The 18,601-nt window shown below is 66.1% G+C and carries 20 protein-coding genes and 1 riboswitch; of the genes, 17 read left to right on the plus strand and 3 right to left on the minus strand.

All coding sequences use genetic code 11. The features are described from left to right. Nucleotides 1-3: 3 nt before the first annotated feature. Nucleotides 4-94: riboswitch (glycine riboswitch) on the minus strand. 77 nt (nt 95-171) lie between these two features. Continuing rightward, nucleotides 172-768 carry a hypothetical protein gene (locus tag AC3WMA_RS04915; protein WP_492284258.1) on the minus strand — a complete coding sequence of 199 codons (597 nt, stop codon included), beginning with the start codon at nt 766-768 and terminating at the stop codon, nt 172-174. Then, on the minus strand, nt 765-1,283 hold the full coding sequence (locus AC3WMA_RS04920; protein WP_374678976.1) for an invasion associated locus B family protein: 519 nt from the start codon (nt 1,281-1,283) through the stop codon (nt 765-767). The genes AC3WMA_RS04915 and AC3WMA_RS04920 overlap by 4 nt, the downstream gene beginning before the upstream one ends. Before the next feature lie 337 nt (nt 1,284-1,620). Between AC3WMA_RS04920 and coxB the strand changes: the two genes are divergently transcribed. From coxB to AC3WMA_RS04980, 12 genes are all read left to right on the plus strand, one after another. Further along, on the plus strand, nt 1,621-2,499 hold the full coding sequence (coxB, locus tag AC3WMA_RS04925; protein ID WP_492284259.1) for a cytochrome c oxidase subunit II: 879 nt from the start codon (nt 1,621-1,623) through the stop codon (nt 2,497-2,499). 19 nt (nt 2,500-2,518) lie between these two features. Next, complete coding sequence (ctaD, locus tag AC3WMA_RS04930; RefSeq protein WP_492284260.1) at nt 2,519-4,141, plus strand: cytochrome c oxidase subunit I; 1,623 nt, start codon at nt 2,519-2,521, stop codon at nt 4,139-4,141. 143 nt (nt 4,142-4,284) lie between these two features. After that, complete coding sequence (locus AC3WMA_RS04935) at nt 4,285-5,229, plus strand: heme o synthase (RefSeq protein WP_492284261.1); 945 nt, start codon at nt 4,285-4,287, stop codon at nt 5,227-5,229. After that, nucleotides 5,226-5,399 carry a cytochrome c oxidase system small membrane protein gene (locus tag AC3WMA_RS04940; protein ID WP_492284262.1) on the plus strand — a complete coding sequence of 58 codons (174 nt, stop codon included), beginning with the start codon at nt 5,226-5,228 and terminating at the stop codon, nt 5,397-5,399. Before AC3WMA_RS04935 ends, AC3WMA_RS04940 begins: the two co-directional genes overlap by 4 nt. After that, entirely contained in the window at nt 5,399-6,010 is a 612-nt protein-coding gene (locus tag AC3WMA_RS04945; RefSeq protein WP_492284263.1) for a cytochrome c oxidase assembly protein, read from the plus strand. Before AC3WMA_RS04940 ends, AC3WMA_RS04945 begins: the two co-directional genes overlap by 1 nt. A gap of 55 nt (nt 6,011-6,065) precedes the next feature. After that, nucleotides 6,066-6,926 carry a cytochrome c oxidase subunit 3 gene (locus AC3WMA_RS04950; protein WP_492284264.1) on the plus strand — a complete coding sequence of 287 codons (861 nt, stop codon included), beginning with the start codon at nt 6,066-6,068 and terminating at the stop codon, nt 6,924-6,926. A 140-nt stretch (nt 6,927-7,066) separates the two neighbouring features. After that, nucleotides 7,067-7,441 (plus strand): DUF983 domain-containing protein, encoded by a 375-nt coding sequence (locus tag AC3WMA_RS04955; RefSeq protein ID WP_492284265.1) that lies wholly within the window; start codon nt 7,067-7,069, stop codon nt 7,439-7,441. Beyond that, nucleotides 7,438-8,205: an SURF1 family protein gene (locus AC3WMA_RS04960; RefSeq protein ID WP_492284266.1), complete on the plus strand. Its 768-nt coding sequence runs from the start codon at nt 7,438-7,440 to the stop codon at nt 8,203-8,205. Before AC3WMA_RS04955 ends, AC3WMA_RS04960 begins: the two co-directional genes overlap by 4 nt. A 71-nt stretch (nt 8,206-8,276) precedes the next feature. Further along, complete coding sequence (thrC, locus tag AC3WMA_RS04965) at nt 8,277-9,692, plus strand: threonine synthase (RefSeq protein WP_492284267.1); 1,416 nt, start codon at nt 8,277-8,279, stop codon at nt 9,690-9,692. Nucleotides 9,693-9,721: 29 nt separating this feature from the next. After that, entirely contained in the window at nt 9,722-11,029 is a 1,308-nt protein-coding gene (locus tag AC3WMA_RS04970) for a M16 family metallopeptidase (protein ID WP_492284749.1), read from the plus strand. A 6-nt stretch (nt 11,030-11,035) separates the two neighbouring features. Then, nucleotides 11,036-11,635 carry a GNAT family N-acetyltransferase gene (locus tag AC3WMA_RS04975; RefSeq protein WP_492284268.1) on the plus strand — a complete coding sequence of 200 codons (600 nt, stop codon included), beginning with the start codon at nt 11,036-11,038 and terminating at the stop codon, nt 11,633-11,635. A gap of 77 nt (nt 11,636-11,712) precedes the next feature. Continuing rightward, nucleotides 11,713-14,649 carry an EAL domain-containing protein gene (locus AC3WMA_RS04980; protein ID WP_492284269.1) on the plus strand — a complete coding sequence of 979 codons (2,937 nt, stop codon included), beginning with the start codon at nt 11,713-11,715 and terminating at the stop codon, nt 14,647-14,649. Between the two features lie 111 nt (nt 14,650-14,760). Here the strand turns inward: AC3WMA_RS04980 and AC3WMA_RS04985 are convergent, their stop codons facing one another. Next, nucleotides 14,761-15,372, minus strand: a complete 612-nt coding sequence (locus AC3WMA_RS04985; RefSeq protein ID WP_492284270.1) for a YqgE/AlgH family protein — start codon at nt 15,370-15,372, stop codon at nt 14,761-14,763. A gap of 258 nt (nt 15,373-15,630) precedes the next feature. On the opposite strand from AC3WMA_RS04985, the gene AC3WMA_RS04990 reads away from it, so the two are divergent. From AC3WMA_RS04990 to AC3WMA_RS05010, 5 genes are all read left to right on the plus strand, one after another. Next, on the plus strand, nt 15,631-16,494 hold the full coding sequence (locus AC3WMA_RS04990) for a protein-disulfide reductase DsbD domain-containing protein (RefSeq protein WP_492284271.1): 864 nt from the start codon (nt 15,631-15,633) through the stop codon (nt 16,492-16,494). A 53-nt stretch (nt 16,495-16,547) separates the two neighbouring features. Beyond that, nucleotides 16,548-17,033: a peroxiredoxin gene (locus AC3WMA_RS04995; RefSeq protein ID WP_492284272.1), complete on the plus strand. Its 486-nt coding sequence runs from the start codon at nt 16,548-16,550 to the stop codon at nt 17,031-17,033. Between the two features lie 156 nt (nt 17,034-17,189). Further along, nucleotides 17,190-17,699, plus strand: a complete 510-nt coding sequence (locus AC3WMA_RS05000; protein WP_492284273.1) for a hypothetical protein — start codon at nt 17,190-17,192, stop codon at nt 17,697-17,699. Nucleotides 17,700-17,833: 134 nt separating this feature from the next. Further along, nucleotides 17,834-18,064, plus strand: a complete 231-nt coding sequence (locus AC3WMA_RS05005; protein ID WP_492284274.1) for a hypothetical protein — start codon at nt 17,834-17,836, stop codon at nt 18,062-18,064. A gap of 74 nt (nt 18,065-18,138) precedes the next feature. Beyond that, nucleotides 18,139-18,588: a GNAT family N-acetyltransferase gene (locus tag AC3WMA_RS05010; protein WP_492284275.1), complete on the plus strand. Its 450-nt coding sequence runs from the start codon at nt 18,139-18,141 to the stop codon at nt 18,586-18,588. The last annotated feature ends 13 nt before the right edge of the window (nt 18,589-18,601 follow it).

The following is an 18,601-nucleotide window of genomic DNA, read 5'->3' on the forward strand; positions in this document are numbered from 1 at the left end:
GCCAAATCCCCAGCGGCCCTTTTGCCTGAGCGTTTCCGGGGCGGTTGCGCCTTCGGCGCCGGGCTCGAAACCCGGTCTCTCCCGCGGGGATATGCGGCTTCGGCACAGATACAAGACGCGCCGGTTGAGTCAATCGGCGCGCCGTCGTCTTTTACGGCAAAGCCGCCTTAATCAGCGGCGCCGACGTGCCGGCGCGGCAGGCCCGCCGCCGCCCAGGCCGACGAAGATCTCGACATCACCCTTGCCGGCCGGCACCATGATGCCTTCCTCGACATGGATGAAATCGGCGCCGCTCTGCCCGGAGGGAATCGATGCGCCGACGCGCGCGCTGCGCTTGCCGAGGACGCTCGTCCCGCGCATCACCGTGGTCGTCAGCGTGGCGCCATAGCTACCCGGGCTGCCGGCCGGGCCGAGCAGCACACGCCCCTCGACGCCGACCTTGAGGCGGAAGGTGCCGTTTCCGGTCGCGGTGCACTCGCGCGCAACGTTGGTGATCGAGATCTGATAGCGCAGGCCACTCGAATCCTGTCCCGCCTGGGCGCGGATCGCGGCGCCGCCATCGGAGATGATGACCTCGGGGCAGACCAGCGTCGCGTCAACATCGTCTTCCCGCGGCAGCTGATCGGCCGGCGGCGGCGTGGTGGACTGGAACATCACGACGTTTAGCGCGGTGTTGCCCCCGGATGACATCGATCCGCAACCGGCCAGGCCGAGGCACAGCAAAGGCAGGGCAAGCCAGCGGCTCGCGAACACAGTCTGGTCGATCACGGCAACGCCTCCACGCCCGGGCCGAAGCCATTGAGGGAAACGGGCACGCCCACCCCCTCTTCCGGCGTCTGAAATACGATGAAAGTCGCGCTCTTGCCGCCCTTGAGCTGGCCAAGCAGGGCATCGTCCATGACGACCTCCGCCACGCAACCGGTGGTCAGGCAGCGCACGAAGCCGGCGCGGCCGATATCCTTGTCGTCGATCTTGAGGCCGAGGCCCGAGGGCAACAGCACGCCGAGCGGGGCGACGACGCGCAGAAGCCTGCTCTTCTGGTCGGCCGTTTTCAGCACGATGACGAGAAGCGTCAGGTTGGGCCGGTCCTCGGCGGCGACGTTCTGGACGAGCGCGCATTGCTCCGCCTTGGCGCCCGGCGGCACCTCGCAGCGCATCTGCCAGTCGCCATGTGTCGAGCGCACCGCGCCCTGCGCGAAAGCGGAGCCGGCGGCGAGGCTCGTCCCCATGAGCGCCAGCGCCAGGGCGCCTGCCGCTCCGATGATCCTCATCATCCCTGCCATCCCTTTCAAACCGGTCCTTGAAACCGCAGCAGAAGCGCAGAATTCAGGCAAAACGCCGACCGCGCCAGAGAATCCCGCGGCTCCTCAACATAAAACGCGTTCGGACCATGCAGGGTGGGTCCTGTCAAGGCGGAACGCCGGCCCAGGAGCTTCGTCAAGGCCTCGTGCGATTTTGCCGCACTGTGGATGGGGGCAGTCTTCATTGCCCCTCTGGCGCAAGCGTGATCTTTGATTTATCGCAATCTCGAAGAATGAGGCGACTTCACGGTCGCCCCTTCATGCGTGGGGCAAAGCCGGTCGGCTCCCAGGCAAGTCGATTGAGGAGCATGTCGGATCGATGCGATTTCTGAGCAGGACCTTTGCAACAGCGGCCGCCACGGCCCTTGCCGTCGCAGCGCTGGCGACCGTCCCGGCGATCGCCGGCACCGGCATGCCGTCCCCCTGGCAGATGAACCTGCAGGGCGCGGTCACGCCCGTCGCCGAGTTCATCCACTGGTTCCATGACTGGCTGAACATCATCATCACCATCGTCACGCTCTTCGTGCTGGCGCTGATGATCTATGTCGTCTTCCGCTTCAACGAGAAGGCGAACCCGGTCCCCTCCAAGACCACGCACAACGCCTTGCTCGAGGTGGCCTGGACCGTGATCCCGGTCCTCATCCTCGTCGTGATCGCGATTCCCTCGTTCCGCCTGCTCAAGCTGCAGCTCGAGGTGCCGCAGTCCGACATGACCCTGAAGGTCACCGGCAACCAGTGGCGCTGGACCTACGAGTACCCGAAGGAGAGCGGCGGCTTCACCTTCGATTCGCTGATGCTGAACGAGGAAGAGCGCGCCAAGGCGATCGCCAGCAAGCGCATCGCCGAGGCCGAGGCGCCCCGCCTGCTCGCAGTCGACAACGAGGCCGTCATCCCGGTCGGCAAGATCGTCCGCGTCCAGGTCACCGCTTCCGACGTCATCCACAAGTTCACGGTCCCGTCCTTCGGCATCAAGATCGACGCCATTCCCGGCCGCCTGAACGAAACCTGGTTCAAGGCCGAGCGCGAAGGCATCTATTACGGCCAGTGCTCATTCATCTGCGGCCAGGACCACGCCTATATGCCGATCGCCGTCCGCGTCGTCAGCCAGGAGCGCTATGCCGCCTGGCTCGCGGAAGCGAAGCAGAAATTCGCCAATGCCGAAGATGCGGGCAGCAAGTTTGCTGCCGCGTCCAAGTAAGTCGCCGAGGAGAAGAACGATGGCAACAGCGGCTCACGCTCACGGCCATGACGAGGCCCATCACGCCAATCCGACCGGATGGCGCCGGTGGCTCCTGTCGACCAACCACAAGGACATCGGCACGCTCTACCTGATCTTCTCGATCATGGCGGGTCTCGTCGGCGGCTTCCTCTCGATCATGATGCGCATCGAGCTGCAGCAGCCCGGCCTGCAGATCTTCGCCAACGGTCAGAGCTACAACGTCTTCGTCACCGGCCACGGCCTGATCATGATCTTCTTCATGGTCATGCCCGCGGTCATCGGCGGCTTCGGCAACTGGTTCGTGCCGCTGATGATCGGCGCGCCGGACATGGCCTTCCCGCGCATGAACAACATCTCGTTCTGGCTGACGGTCGCCGCCTTCATCCTGATGATCATCTCGATGTTCGTCGAGGGTGCGCCGGGCGCCAAGGGCGTCGGCACGGGCTGGACGGTCTATCCGCCATTCTCGACATCCGGACACCCCGGCCCGTCGGTCGATTTCGGCATCCTGTCGCTGCACCTTGCCGGTGCCGCCTCGATCCTGGGCGCGATCAACTTCATCACCACGATCCTGAACATGCGCGCGCCGGGCATGACCATGCACCGCATGCCGCTGTTCGCCTGGGGCGTGCTGGTCACGGCGTTCCTGCTGCTCCTGTCGCTGCCGGTCCTCGCCGGCGCGATCACCATGCTGCTGACGGACCGCAATTTCGGCACGACCTTCTATGATCCGGCCGGCGGCGGTGATCCGATCCTGTACCAGCACCTGTTCTGGTTCTTCGGCCACCCCGAAGTGTACATCATGATCCTGCCGGCCTTCGGCATCGTCAGCCACATCATCTCGACCTTCTCGAAGAAGCCGATCTTCGGCTATCTCGGCATGGCCTACGCCATGGTGGCGATCGGCGTTGTCGGCTTCATCGTGTGGGCGCACCACATGTACACCGCCGGCCTGTCGCTCAACACGCAGCGCTATTTCGTGTTCGCGACGATGGTCATCGCGGTGCCGACCGGCATCAAGATCTTCTCCTGGATCGCGACGATGTGGGGCGGTTCGATCCGCTTCACCGCGCCGATGGTCTGGGCGATGGGCTTCATCTTCCTGTTCACCGTCGGCGGCGTCACCGGCGTCGTGCTGGCCAATGCCGGCGTCGACCGCTCGCTGCACGCGACCTATTACGTCGTGGCGCATTTCCACTACGTGCTGTCGCTCGGCGCCGTGTTCGGCATCTTCGCGGGCTTCTACTACTGGTTCCCGAAGATGAGCGGCTACGTGATCCCGGACTGGATCGGCACGCTGCATTTCTGGGTCGCCTTCGTCGGCGCGAACCTGCTGTTCTTCCCGCAGCACTTCCTCGGGCTCGCCGGCATGCCGCGTCATTATGTGGACTATCCGGACGCCTTCGCGGGATGGCATTTCTGGTCGTCGATCGGTTCCTACATCTTTGCCTTCGGCCTGCTGATCTTCTTCTACGGCCTCGTGGTCGCCTTCACGAAGAAGCAGCTCGCCGGCGACAATCCGTGGGGCGAAGGTGCGACGACGCTGGAGTGGACCCTGTCCTCGCCGCCGCCGTTCCACCAGTTCGAGACGCTGCCGCGCATCACCGGCTCGGACCACTGAGATTTGAGGCGGCGGGCTTCAGGGCCCGCCGCCGCCCTTCCCCCGAGCGCTCCAAGGAGCGTTCCGGAGACGGGCGGCAACCACGCCGCGAAGACCCCGCGCCCACGGGCGCCGTTCACAAGAGTACGAAGACGATCCAACTGATGTCTGCTGCGTTCGAGACCCGCACCGAGAGCCTGACAGCCTCCACCGGCGAAGCTCGTGACTTCTTCGCGCTGCTGAAGCCGCGCGTGATGTCGCTGGTCATCGTGACGGCGCTGACCGGCATGGCCACCGCGCCGGGCTCGGTGCACCCCGTGCTCGGCCTTGCCGCGCTGCTCGCGATCGCGGTCGGGGCGGGCGCGTCCGGCTGCCTCAACATGTGGTACGACGCCGATATCGACGCGCTGATGAGCCGCACCGCCAAGCGGCCGATCCCGTCGGGCCGCATCCTGCCCTCGGAGGCGCTGGCCTTCGGACTGACCCTTTCGATCGGCTCCGTGCTGGTGCTCGGGCTCGTCGCGAACGCGCTCGCCGCGGCGATGCTCGCCTTCACCATCTTCTTCTACGCCGTCGTCTATTCGATGTGGCTGAAGCGCTGGACGCCGCAGAACATCGTGATCGGCGGCGCTGCCGGCGCCTTCCCGCCCATGATCGGCGAGGCTGTCGTGACCGGCGATTTCGGCTGGCACTCCATCGTATTGTGCGCGATCATCTTCCTGTGGACCCCGCCGCATTTCTGGGCGCTCGCACTGGTGAAGTCCGGGGACTACGCCCGCGCCGGCATCCCGATGATGCCGAACGTCGCCGGCCCGGCCGCGACCCGCCGGCAGATCGTGCTCTATTCGCTGATCATGGCACCGGTCGCTGTCCTGCCGGCCCTGATGGGCTTCGGCGGCCTGCTCTACCTCGCCGTCTCGGTCTCGACCGGCCTCGTCATGATCGCGCTGTCGATCCAGGTCTGGCTGCGGACCGAAGGCCCCGCCGCGACCAAGGCCTGCTGGTCGCTGTTCGGCTTCTCGATCCTCTATTTGTTCCTGCTCTTCGCCGTGCTGATCGTCGAGAACGGCTTCGGGCTGATGTGGGCGCTGCCGAAGGTGATCGGATGAGCGAGCAGCGTCAGCAACAGGTCACCCCCGCGCCGTTCTCGCCCGAGGACATGGCGCGCCGTCGCCGCCGCTCCATCGCGCTGGCGCTGGTGCTCGGCGGGCTCGTGATCTTCTTCTTCGTGGTGACGCTGGTGAAGACCGGCCCCGCGATCCTGAACCGGCCGCTGTGATGACGGCGCCCGCTCCCCAGCAACGCAAGGGCAATCCGGCGCGCACCGCGCTGATCTGTGCCGGCGTCGCCTTCGGCATGCTTGGCGCCTCCTTCGCGGCGGTGCCGCTCTACGATCTGTTCTGCAAGGTCACCGGTTTCGGCGGCACGCCGATGATCGGAACGGCCGGCGCCGGCAAAATCCTCGACCGGACGATGGCGGTGCGCTTCGACGCCAATGTCGCGCCGGGGCTCGGCTGGAAATTCGAGGCGGAAAGCCCGGAGATCAAGGTCAGGGTCGGCGAGACCCAGACCGTGTTCTACAAGATGACGAATCGCTCGGACCGTACGGTCACGGGCATCGCGACCTATAATGTCGCGCCCGAGAAGGGCGCGGCCTATTTCGTCAAGATTCAATGCTTCTGCTTCACCGAGCATACGCTGAAGCCCGGCGAGAGCTTCGAGGCGCCGGTGGTGTTCTATATCGACCCTGAAATCGCCCAGAACCGCGAGCTCGACGGGGTCCACGCCATCACGCTGTCCTACACCTATTTCGCCTCCAAGTCGGGCCAGCCCGTCGCGGAGGACAAGGCCGGCCCCGTCAAGGGTGACGCGGGCAATCCGAAACTGTAGAACCACGCTAGACCACGAGCGCGGACAAAAAAGCCGTACGCGGAGACTTAATACGATGGCCGGGGCCCATACGAAGCACCACGATTATCACCTCGTCGATCCGAGCCCGTGGCCGCTCGTCGGCGCCGCCAGCGCGACGATCATGGCGATCGGCGCGGTGATGTGGATGAAGGCCATGCCGGTCGGCGGCATGCATATCGGCCCGCTCGTCTTCGGCGCCGGCCTGCTCGGCGTGCTCTACACCATGCTCGCCTGGTGGATGGACGTGGTGCGCGAGGCCGAGAAGGAAGGCCACCACACCCGCGTCGTTCAGATCCATCACCGCTACGGCATGATCATGTTCATCGCCTCCGAGGTGATGTTCTTCGTCGCCTGGTTCTGGGCCTATTTCGACGCCAGCCTCTTCGCCGGCGAGCACATCAACTACCTGCGCTACGACTTCACCGGCGGGCACTGGCCGCCGAAGGGCATCGAGACCTTCGATCCCTGGCACCTTCCGCTGCTCAACACGCTGATCCTGCTGACCTCGGGCACGACCGTGACCTGGGCGCATTACGCCCTGATCAACAACGATCGCGCCGGCCTGAAGCAAGCGCTGTGGCTGACCGTGATCCTCGGCGTCCTGTTCACGATCTGCCAGGCTTACGAGTATTCGCACGCCACCTTCGCCTTCAAGGGCAACATCTACGGCGCCACCTTCTTCATGGCGACGGGCTTCCACGGCGCGCATGTCATCATCGGCACGATCTTCCTGGCGGTTTGCCTGTACCGGGCGTATCTCGGCCACTTCAAGCCGAACCAGCATCTCGGCTTCGAGTTCGCCGCCTGGTACTGGCACTTCGTCGACGTGGTCTGGCTGTTCCTGTTCGCCGCGATCTATGTCTGGGGCGCGGGCGCGCCTGCCGCCGGACATTGACGCCGCTGACCGCGCTCTCGCGGTATCGTCTGAAGAAAGGCGGCCGCGAGGCCGCCTTTCCTGCTTAGGCCCTTTGATTTTGCATCGGCTTTCCCGAAAACCGCATTCCAGTTTTCGGGGCGATGCTCTGGGAGGCTGCGATGGCCGGTCCTGAACCCACACTCCCCTCCCCCTACTCGACGGGGCTGGCGGGTCGCTGCCCGCGCTGCGGCGAGGGCGCGCTGTTCGACGGCTTCCTCAAGCTCAAGCCGCGCTGCAATGCCTGCGGGCTCGACTACAAGTTCGCCGACTCGGCCGACGGCCCCGCCGTGTTCATCATGCTGATCGCGGGCTTCATCGTGCTGGGCGCGGCGCTCTATGTCGAAATCGCCTATGAGCCGCCGATCTGGCTGCACATGCTGATCTGGCTGCCACTGGCCATCATCCTCTGCCTCGGCCTGCTCAGGCCGATGAAGGGGCTCGCCGTCGCCCTGCAATATGCCCACAAGGCCGAGGAAGGCAGGCGCGAATCGTGACCGCCGTGTCGTCTCCCGCTCCCCGCAGGCCCGGATTGCTGCTGCCGACGCTGCTGACGGTCGTCGGCACGGTGGTGCTGTGCACGCTCGGCACCTGGCAGCTCCAGCGCATGGGCGAGAAGCACGCCTATATCGACCGCCTTCAGGAACAAGCGGCAGGAATCCCTGCCCCGATACCGCCGAGCGCGGGATGGGCGAAGCTCGATCCCGCCGCGCTCGACCTGACCCATGTCGTTGCCAAGGGCAGCTTTATCGATGACCGGATCGCCGGCGTGCGCACCACGATCGCCGCCGGCCCGCCCGGCAGCCGGCAGTTGTCCGGCTTCGGGCGCTGGGTCTTCCAGGCGTTCAAGCTGGAGGATGGCGGCGTCATCCTGGTCAATCGCGGCTTCGTGCCGGAAGGCCGGCTCGGCCAGGTTGGCCCGGCCAGCGGTAGCGACACGATCAAGGGCTTCCTGCGGGCACCGGAAGCCCGCAACAGCTTCACCCCGCAGGACCTGCCGGCCATCCGCGAGTTCTACACGCGCGACCCCGCCGCGATCGCGGCATCGCTCGGCCAGCCACCAGCGCCCTTCTATTTGGAAGCCGCCCGCGAGGGCGACGGCATGACGCCGCCGGCCGGGGTCGATGTCCGCGAGCTGATCGCCCGCATCCCCGACAACCACCTGCAATATGCGCTGACCTGGTTCGGGCTCGCACTGACGCTGCTCGGGGTGTTCGCGGCCTGGGTCTGGCAGACGCGAAAGGGCACGGCGGCAGGCTGAGCGCGCAACGGTTTTGCCGAATGCGCCGGACCGGCCTATAGCATCAGGCTGAGATCACCGAGGCCAAGATCGTGCTGCATGTTTCCACCCGGGGTGAAGCCCCGGCGCTGAGCTTTTCCGATGCGCTCCTGACCGGGCTCGCCCGTGACGGCGGCCTCTATCTGCCGCAGAGCTGGCCCAAACTCTCCGCAACGGAGATCGCCGGTTTCGCCGGCAAGCCCTACACGGCGGTCGCCGAGCGCGTGCTCGGTGCGCTCGCCGACGGCGATATCGAAAATGGCGCGCTCTCGGGCATGATCAGCCAAGCCTATGCCGGCTTCCGCCACCCGGCCGTCTGCCCGCTGACGCAGATCGGCGACAATCTCTTCGTGCTGGAGCTGTTCCACGGCCCGACGCTCGCCTTCAAGGACGTGGCGATGCAGTTGCTCGGGCGGCTGATGGATCATGTGCTCGGCCAGCGCGGCCAGCGCGCGACCATCGTCGGCGCGACCTCGGGCGATACCGGCGGGGCGGCCATCGACGCCTTCAAGGGGCTGAAGAGCGTCGACGTCTTCATCCTCTACCCTGAGGGCCGCGTCTCGGACGTGCAGCGCCGGCAGATGACCACGGTCGATGCCGATAATGTCCATGCCATCGCGGTCGAAGGTACCTTCGACGATTGCCAGAACCTCGTGAAGGCGATGTTCAACCATCACGCCTTCCGCGACGAGATCGGGCTCTCGGGCGTCAACTCGATCAACTGGGCGCGCATCGCGGCGCAGGTGGTCTATTACTTCACGGCGGCGGTCTCGCTCGGCGGACCGGGCCGGAAGGTCTCCTTCACGGTTCCGACCGGCAATTTCGGCGATATCCTCGCCGGCTGGGTCGCCAAGCAGATGGGCCTGCCGATCGAGCGGCTGGGCATCGCGACCAACAGCAACGACATCCTGGCGCGCACGCTGGAGACCGGCGCCTATGAGATGCGCGGCGTCCATGCGACGACCTCGCCCTCGATGGACATCCAGATCTCCTCGAATTTCGAGCGTTTGCTGTTCGAAGCGCATGGCCGTGACGGCGCCGCTGTCCGCCTCCTCATGCAGTCGCTGCAACAATCCGGCCGCTTCGAGATCGCCGGCGAGGCGCTCCAGCGCATCCGCAGCGAGTTCGACGCGGCCTCGCAGAGCGAGGACGAGATCGCGGGCGAGATCCGGAGGAGCTGGACCGAGGCCGGCTTTCTGCTCGATCCGCATACGGCGATCGGCGTGGGTGCCGCGCGGCAGGCCCTGAAGCGCGATTCCGCGACGCCGATGATCGTGCTCGGCACGGCCCATCCCGCGAAGTTCCCGGCCGCCGTGAAGGCAGCGAGCGGCATCGAGCCGGCGCTTCCCGCTCATCTCGCCGACCTGATGGAGCGCAAGGAGCGCGTGACGCTGCTGCCGAACGACCTCGGCACGATCGAGACCTTCGTGCGTGAGCATGCACGGGCCGTGCGCGGGGCGGCGGCGTGAGCGCGACCGCCCCGGTGGACGAGCACGAGCTGGCCGCGCCTGCGCGCCAGGACGGGCCTCACGATCCCGATGTCGCCCTGACCACCCTGCCGTCTGGCCTGCGCATCGTCTCGCAGCGCATGGACCATGCCGCGACCGTCTCGCTTGGCATCTGGATCGGCGCCGGCGCGCGCGACGAGCTCCCGAACGAGCATGGGCTTGCCCATCTGCTCGAGCATATGGCGTTCAAGGGCACGGCGCGGCGCAGCGCGCTGGAGATCGCCGAGGAGATCGAAAGCGTCGGCGGCGACCTCAATGCCGCGACCTCGGTGGAGTACACCTGCTACACCGCCCGCGTGCTCGGCTCGGATCTCGGCCTCGCCGTCGATATCCTCGCCGACATCATCACCTCGCCGTCGCTGACCGAGGAGGAGCTGAAGCGCGAGAAGGGCGTGATCCTGCAGGAAATCTCGGCTGTGCAGGATACGCCGGACGATCTCGTCTATGATCGCTTCCTGCAAGCCGCCTTCCCGGACCAGCCCATCGGCCGGCCGATCCTCGGCACCGCCAAGACGGTGAAGAGCTTCACCCCCGATGCGATCCGCGCCTATCTCGCCCGCAACTACCATGCCGGCAACATGGTGCTCGCCGCCTCCGGCGCGGTCGATCATGACGAGCTCGTGGCGCTCGCCAGGGAACATCTCGCGAAGCTGCCGGCCGCTCCCGCCGAACCGCTTCCGCGCGAAGCCGGGGAGTATCGCGGCGGCGAGGCCCGCATCGGCAGCGACGAAGAGCAGGTCCATCTCGTGCTCGGCCTGCCCGGCCTGCCCTTCAAGGGCGGCGCGCATTATGCGCTGCAGATCTTCGCCTCGGTGCTCGGCGGCGGCTTGTCGTCGCGCCTGTTCCAGGAGGTGCGCGAACAGCGCGGCCTCGCCTATGCCATCGACGCCTTCCACTGGCCCTTCTCCGATTGCGGCGTCTTCGGCATCGGGGCCGGCACGGCGCCGGAGGATGCGGGCGAACTGATCGAGGTCGCGCTCGGCTGCCTACGCCAGGCGGCGGAGGATGTCAGCGAGGCGGAAGTCGCCCGTGCCCGCGCCCAGATGAAGGTCGGCTTGCTGGCCTCGCTCGAAAGCCCCGGCGGCAAGCTGGAGCAGATGGCGCGGCAGGTCCTGCTCTTCGATCGGGCGATCCCGCGCGAGGAACTGGCCGCCCGGCTCGATGCGGTAACGCTGGACGACGTGCGTGCCGCAGGCCGCTCGCTGCTGGGGCACCAGCCGACCATCGCCGCCGTCGGCCCGACCCATGGCCTGCCGCCGGCCAAGCGCCTGCGCCACGCCGCCCGGGCGGCGGACTGACCGGCGATGGCGCTGTTCCGTTTCCCGAGCGAGCCGCCGAGCCGCCCGCTGATCCGGACGCCGAACCTCTATCTGCGCGCGCCCCAGGCCAGCGACCACGCGGCCTGGGCACTGCTGCGCATGGAAAGCCGGGAATTCCTGACACCCTGGGAACCGACCTGGAACGAGGACGACCTCACCCGCGCCTCGTTCCGCCTGCGTGCCAAGCGCGCGGCCCGCGAAATCTCGACCGACGAGGCCTATTCGCTCTTCATCTTCGAGACCGGCACGGAAACCCTGATCGGCGGGCTGACGCTGGGGCTGATCCGGCGCGGCGTCGCGCAGGCCTGCACGCTCGGCTACTGGATGGGCCGGCGCCATGCCGGCAAGGGCCATATGACGGAGGCCGTGCGCGGGGCCGTGCGCTTCGCCTTCTCCGACCTTGCCCTGCACCGCGTCGAGGCCGCCTGCCTGCCCAATAACGAGCCGTCGCGGCGCCTGCTGGAGCGTGTCGGCTTCCAGCACGAGGGGCTGGCGCGGGCCTATCTCAAGATCAACGGCAACTGGGCCGATCACCTGCTCTACGGCGTGCTCTCCAGCGACATACTGCCCGGTGGCAGACCGTGACTGCGGCGGTTGACCACAGCCCCGCTCCGCCTTGCCCTTGCCATGAGCGGCCGATAGGGCTTTTCGTTAAACATCGAATGATCGCTTCCCGCCTGATAGCCGAGCACAGCTTGTCCATTTCCGAGCGCATCTTCCGGGTCGGCCTCGCTCTGGCCGGCCTTGTCCTGTGGTTCTGCGCCGCTGTCCTGCCGGCCCAGGCCGTCGAGGCGGTCCGGGTTCCCGTCGACGCCCCTGTCATCGACCTGACCAATGTCGTCGAGCGCAACAGATCCGACGGCGACGTCATCCAGATCTCGACCGCGCCGGGGCCGGACGGCATCGTCCGGCGCATCGCGGTCAAGGCCCGCGAGGCCGGTGCGCGGCCGGACTGGATCGTCTTCGCGCTCACCAATGATTCCGACGAGCAGATCGACCGCCTGCTGGTCGCGCCCTTCCACCGCCTGATCGGCTCCGGCGTGGTCTGGCCCGATCTCGGCGACAAGCGCATCGAGGCGGTGACGGCGAGCCAGGGCCTTTCGCCCGACCGCGAGCCAAGCCCGGATGCCGACGTCTTCCTGATCACACTCGACCCCGGCACGACGGTCACCTTCGTCGCCGAGCTCAAGTCGCCGAACCTGCCGCAGCTCTATCTCTACGAAGCCGAGGCCTATCGGCAGAAGACCAATGGCCTGACGCTCTATAAGGGCATCATCATCGGCATCGCCGGCCTGCTGGCGCTGTTCCTGACCATCATCTTCGTGGTCAAGGGCGCGGTTATCTTCCCGGCCGCGGCGGCGCTTGCCTGGGCGGTCCTGGCCTATGCCGGCCTCGATTTCGGCTTCTTCCAGCGCCTGTTCCCACTGACGCCGGCGATCGAACGAATCTATCGCGCCGGTGCCGAGGTGGTGCTGGCGGCGACGCTGCTCGTCTTCCTCTTCGCCTATCTCAACCTGTCGCGCTGGCATGTGCGCTATGGCCACGTCACGCTGCTCTGGATTCTCGGCCTCGCCGGGCTGATCGGGCTTGCCGTCTTCGACGCGCCGATGGCGTCCGGCATCGCACGCATCTCGATCGCGGCCGTTGCGGCTATCGGCTTCATCCTCGTCGTGCATCTGGCGACGCATGGCTATGAGCGGGCGGTGATGCTGATCCCGACCTGGTTCCTGCTCGCTGTCTGGGTGACCGCCGCGAGCTTCACCGTGACCGGGCAGTTTCAGCGCGATCTGGTGGCCCCTGCCCTGCTCGGCGGGCTTGTCCTGATCGTGCTGCTCATCGGCTTCACCGTGATCCAGCATGCCTTTGCCGGTGGGGCGATCTCGCAAGGGCTGGTATCGGATACGGAGCGCCGGGCGCTCGCGTTGTCCGGCTCGGGCGATCTCGTCTTCGACTGGGATGTCAGCTCCGACAAGATCTTCGTCTCCCCCCAGATCGAAACGCTGCTCGGCCTGCCGAAGGGTGCGCTCGAAGGCTCGGCCGCGCGCTGGCTGGAGCACATGCATGTCGCCGACCGCGACCGCTATCGCGTCACGCTCGACGCCGTGCTGGAGCAGCGCCGCGGCAAGCTCAATCTCGACTTGCGTCTGCGCTCCGCCAACGGCGCCTATCACTGGGTCAATGTGAAGGCGCGTCCGGTGATCGGTTCCGATGGTGAAGTCATCCGCGTGATCGGCACGCTGGCCGACGTCACCGAGCAGCGCACGGCGCAGGAGCGCCTGCTGCACGATGCCGTCCACGACAACCTGACCGGCCTGCCCAACCGCAAGCTGTTCCAGGACCGGCTGGGCGCGATCTTCGGCTTCACCCGCGCCGACGACAATATCCGCCCGACCGTGCTCGTCATCGATGTCGACCGCTTCAAGCAGGTCAACGAATCCGTCGGCTTCTCGGCCGGCGATTCGATCCTGCTGACGCTGGCGCGCCGCCTCGGGCGGCTGCTCAGGGCGCAAGACACGCTCGCCCGCATCGGCGGCGACACCTTCGCGATGATCCTCGTCTCCGAGCGCGATCCCGAGCGCATTCTGGCTCTGGCCGAGCTGGTGCGCCGCGCCGTCTCGACGCCGATCACCTATGCCGAGCGCGAGATCGTGCTGACGCCCTCGATCGGCCTTGCCCTGTTCGATCCGGCGCCGGCCTCGCGCAAGGAGGACGCGCTGAAGAACGCCGAGCTCGCCATGGCCCATGCCAAGCGCCAAGGCGGCAACAAGATCGAGGTCTTCGTGCCGGCGATGCGGACCGACCGCAACGACCGGCTCGCGCTGGAAAGCGACCTGCGCCGGGCGATCGAACGCAACGAAATCCAGGTCATGTACCAGCCGATCGTCCGGCTGGAGGACCGCACCATCGCAGGGTTCGAGGCGCTGGTGCGCTGGGACCATCCGCGCGAAGGCCGCCTGATGCCGCAGGATTTCCTCGCCATCGCCGAGGAAACCGGGCTGATCGTCGATCTCGGCGTCTATGTCATGGACAAGACGGCGCGCGAGCTGGAGGCCTGGCAGGCGGCGCTGGAAGTCGAGCCGCCGATCTTCGCCAGCGTCAACGTCTCCAGCCGGCAATTGCTGCGTCACGACCTGCTGCATGACGTGAAGACCGTGCTCGGGCGCCGCCGCGTGCTGCCGGGCACGCTCAAGCTCGAGATCACCGAGAGCCTCGTGATGGAGAACCCGGAATATGCCGCGCAGATGCTGCAGCGTATCCGCGATCTCGGCGCCGGCCTCTCGCTCGACGATTTCGGCACGGGCTATTCCTCGCTGTCCTATCTGCAGCGCTTCCCGTTCGACACGATCAAGATCGACCAGAGCTTCGTGCGCCAGATGGGCAATGGCCGCCCACCGGTGATCCTGCGCTCGATCGTGCAGCTCGCCGCCGATCTTCACATGGATGTCGTCGCCGAGGGCGCGGAGAGCGAATCGGATGCGATCGAGCTCTATCAGCTCGGTTGCCAATACGCGCAGGGCTATATCTTCGGCCAGCCGATGACGGCGGCGGAAGCGCGGCGCCTGATGGGCGCGGCGGCTGCGGCGACCGAGGCGGTGTAGGAACCGCCGTCATTCTCGGGCGGAGCAAAGCGCAGACCCGAGAATCTCAGAACGAGAAGGCACTGGTTTCCGAGATGCTCGGGTCAAGCCCGAGCATGACGTGGTCGTCCCTCAGGCGTGCCCTGCCTCGCGCGACAGAAACGCCGGGTCGATGCCGATCTTGCCGAGCGCGCGCTGGTATTTGGTCTCGATGCCCTCGTCGAAGAGCAGTTCGGGATCGGCGGCGCAATGCAGCCAGCCGTTCGACTGGATCTCAGCCTCCAATTGCCCCGCGGCCCAGCCGGCATAGCCCAAAGCCAGCACCGCGTTCTCCGGCCCGTCGCCATTGGCGATGGCGCGCAGGATATCGAGCGTCGCGGTCAGGCAGATGCCCTCGTCGATCGGCAGGGTCGCCGATTCCAGGAAGAAATCGGCGGTATGCAGGACGAAGCCGCGCTTGGTCTCGACCGGCCCGCCGCGCAGCACCTGCATGCGCTCGGCCCGGCTCGGCAGGCGGATCACCTCCTCGGAGGGGATGACGTCGAGCTGGACGAGCAACTCCGGGAATTTCGTATCGCCCGCCGGCTTGTTGACGATGATGCCCATCGCCCCATCCTCGGAATGGGCGCAGACATAGACGACGCTGCGGCTGAAGCGTGTATCGGCCATGCCCGGCATCGCGATCAGGCATTGCCCATCGAGATAGGAGCGGCCGCCGACGCGCGATTGTGAGCCGATTTTCATGAGGCCATGCTAGAGGCTCTCGGGGAGGGTCGGCAAGGCTTGGCTGAGGCCGATGATGCCGAGGGGCACCTTCGCGGGTTGCGCCCGCCCTCGATCACGTTCGCGTGCACGAGCGGCGCCGCGCCCCGCGCGGCCGTCCCTATCGCGATTGTGCCCCAATCCTGCGCGAGATTACCGCGAGATCGTTCAGGCGCCGACCGGCGGAGGAAGACAGGTTTTGTTCGCTTTTCAGGCTCGCAATCGTTAAAGGCTGGGCCCGTGAACCGCATTCTCCCTCTGTTGGCCATGCTGCCGCTGGCGCTCAGTTCCACGGCGCAGGCGCAAGATGCCACCCACGAGGCGGCGACCTCGCCATGGTCCGCGAGCGAGCACGCGAAGCTGCGCCTGATCGCCGGACCGACCACCTCGACCGGCAAGCAGCGCGTCGGCGTCGAGATCGTGATGTCGCCGGGCTACAAGACCTATTGGCGCAGTCCCGGGCAGTTCGGCGTGCCGCCGGCCTTCGACTGGTCGGGCTCGACCAATATCGGCGGGCTCGACGTGCGCTGGCCCGTGCCGGAACGCTTCCAGGATTCGGCCGGCTATTCCATCGGCTATGTCGGGGAGGTCGTGATCCCGATCTCGGTCCAGCCGGTCGATCCGTCGCGGCCGGTGCTCGTCGTGCTCAAGCTCGACTATGCCGTCTGCGAGAAGATCTGCATCCCCGCCAAGGGCGAGGCCAGCCTGTGGCTCGAACCCGGCGTGACCACCGTGGCCTCGCCGCGGCTCGAAAGCTTCGAGGCGCGCGTGCCGGTTCCGGTCAAGCCCGGCGTCCATAAGGAGAAGATCGCGATCGTCGAGGCCGCGCCCGACGACGGCGTGGTCGATCCCGGCCTGCGTCTCATTCTGCAGCCGCCGCCGGACGGCAAGATCGAGGATATCTTCGTCGAAGGCTCGGGCATGTGGTCCTTCGGCAAGTCCCGCCTGACGCCGCAGGCGGACGGCACGGTCGTCGCCCAGATCCGCATCGACGAGCGGCCGAAGGGCATCGCCGGCCCGGTCCCGCTGATCTTCACCGTGCGCGGCACGCCGCGGCCGATCGAGACGCGGCTCGACCTCGACATCCCCGCCTCAAAGCCCTAATCCCTCAAGCCGAGCGGCCCCTCTGGCCGCAGGCTTCACGGAGAGACAGGCTCATGACCATCAAGGTGGGTGACAAGCTTCCCCAGGCGACGTTCCGCGTCATGACCGCCGACGGCCCCGCCGCGCGCACGACCGACGACCTGTTCAGCGGCAAGAAGGTGGTGCTCTTCGCCGTTCCCGGCGCCTTCACCCCGACCTGCCACCGCAACCACCTGCCGGGCTATCTGGAGAAGGCGGCCGAGATCAAGGCGAAGGGCGTCGACGCCATCATGGTCACCAGCACCAACGACGTCTTCGTCATGGACGCCTGGTCGAAGGCGACCGGCGGCGCCGGCGTGATCGATTTCCTCTCGGACGGCAATGCCGATTTCGCGAAGGAGATCGGCCTCTCGCTGGACGGCTCGGGCTTCGGCCTCGGCACCCGCTCGCAGCGCTATTCGATGCTGGTCGAGGACGGCGTGGTGAAGGTCCTCAGCGTCGAGGAAGCCGCCGGCAAGGCGGAAGCCTCCGGCGCCGAGGCGATGCTCGCCAAGCTCTGAGCCTAGCGGCACGGAACGAGATTTGAGCCCGCGCACCCGCTGCGCGGGCTTTTTGTTGGCTGGCCGGACAGGGCAAATGTCTGCAATCGGTCGGAAGCGGACATTCTTGGGGCGTCTGTTACCGGTTCGGAGCAGCGTAGGGCTGGAAGAGCCACAGTGAAATTTCAATATGTTGCATCTTGGTTTTATTGGGTCGTTCTAATCGTGGCGATGACGGCCTTTTTTGCTATCGGCCGCGCCGTCGAGTTCGGTCTGGAAAGTATCATGCCCTTCCTGTCGTCCAGGGAGGTGAATTCGGCTGTCGCACTGCTGATGTTGTGCATGGCTTTTATTGCAATCGTCGGATTTTCTAGAATTCAGCTTCGCTTCGGTTACCTTTTTCCGTCGAGCCACCTAATTCTAACGAAAACTGGCATGCATTTCGACCTGCCACTGCGCATCAGCGGCTTCGTTTCATGGCACGACATCGCAAGTGTCCGCAGCGTCACATTCCGAGGACGAATGCTCATCACCATTGAGTTCAAGCATAAACTCTCAATTGGTCCAGCGGGCGATGAGCGTGAACTCAGCCGGTTATTACTGCGTGGAGATCGCATTCTCCCTTCTGGAGAAAGTTTCGTGGAAGCCGCTCAGCGCTGTCATTATCAGGGGGACTACAATCCATAATTTCGTAGCTTCCAAGGCATAGTTTCCGCAACCTCAACTACCGCAACGGGTCGTAAGCCGACCTAGCTTTTGACATTGCGAGGCGCGCGCGGCCTCTTAAACTGCTCCACTTCTCTGGCGTATGGGGAGAGGACATGCCGTTTCAGGGCTTCGTTGTCGAACCTGCGGAGCTGGCAAAATTGGCTCGCGCCTTCGACGCCGCCTGGATGGCGGTGAATAGCGTGAACACCGTCGGCGGCCAGCAGCAGAGGCGGGCGAGAGCCCGTCTGGCAGGCATCATTCTCGATCTTTGGAGGGAGGATTCCGCTCAGGCTTTGAGCGCCAGCGCCGTCGAGCGCTTCCTGGCGTCAGACCAGCCCAACTGATCGATCCGATCTGCGCTTGTCATGAGACAAGCTGCGAAGCCCCGGCTAGCTTCCGGATCGGAGGAGATAAACCGATGGCCGATATCGTCATTCGCCCGCTTGCCGCGACCGACCGGGAGGCCTGGACGCCCCTCTGGCATGGCTACCTGACCTTCTACAAGGCGACGCTGCCGCCGGAGATCGACGCGATCACCTTCGGGCGCCTGACCGGCGGTGAGGAGCCGATGGGCGGCTTCCTCGCCTTCGAGGGCGACAAACCGCTCGGCATGGTCAACTGGGTGCTCCATCGCACGACCTGGAGCGAGAAGCCGATCTGCTATCTGCAGGACCTGTTCACCGTGCCGGAGTCGCGCGGCACCGGCGTCGGCCGCAGGCTGATCGAGGCCGTGAACCAGATGGCGCGGGCGAAGAACTGCTACCGCGTCTACTGGCAGACGCATGAATCCAACCTGCAGGGACAGGCGCTCTACGACAAGGTCGCCGACAAGTCCGGCTTCATCGTCTACCGCCAGCCGCTGGGCTGAGAGACCCGACCGG

The sequence above is a fragment of the Allobosea sp. FW305-C-101 genome (genome assembly GCF_058783685.1).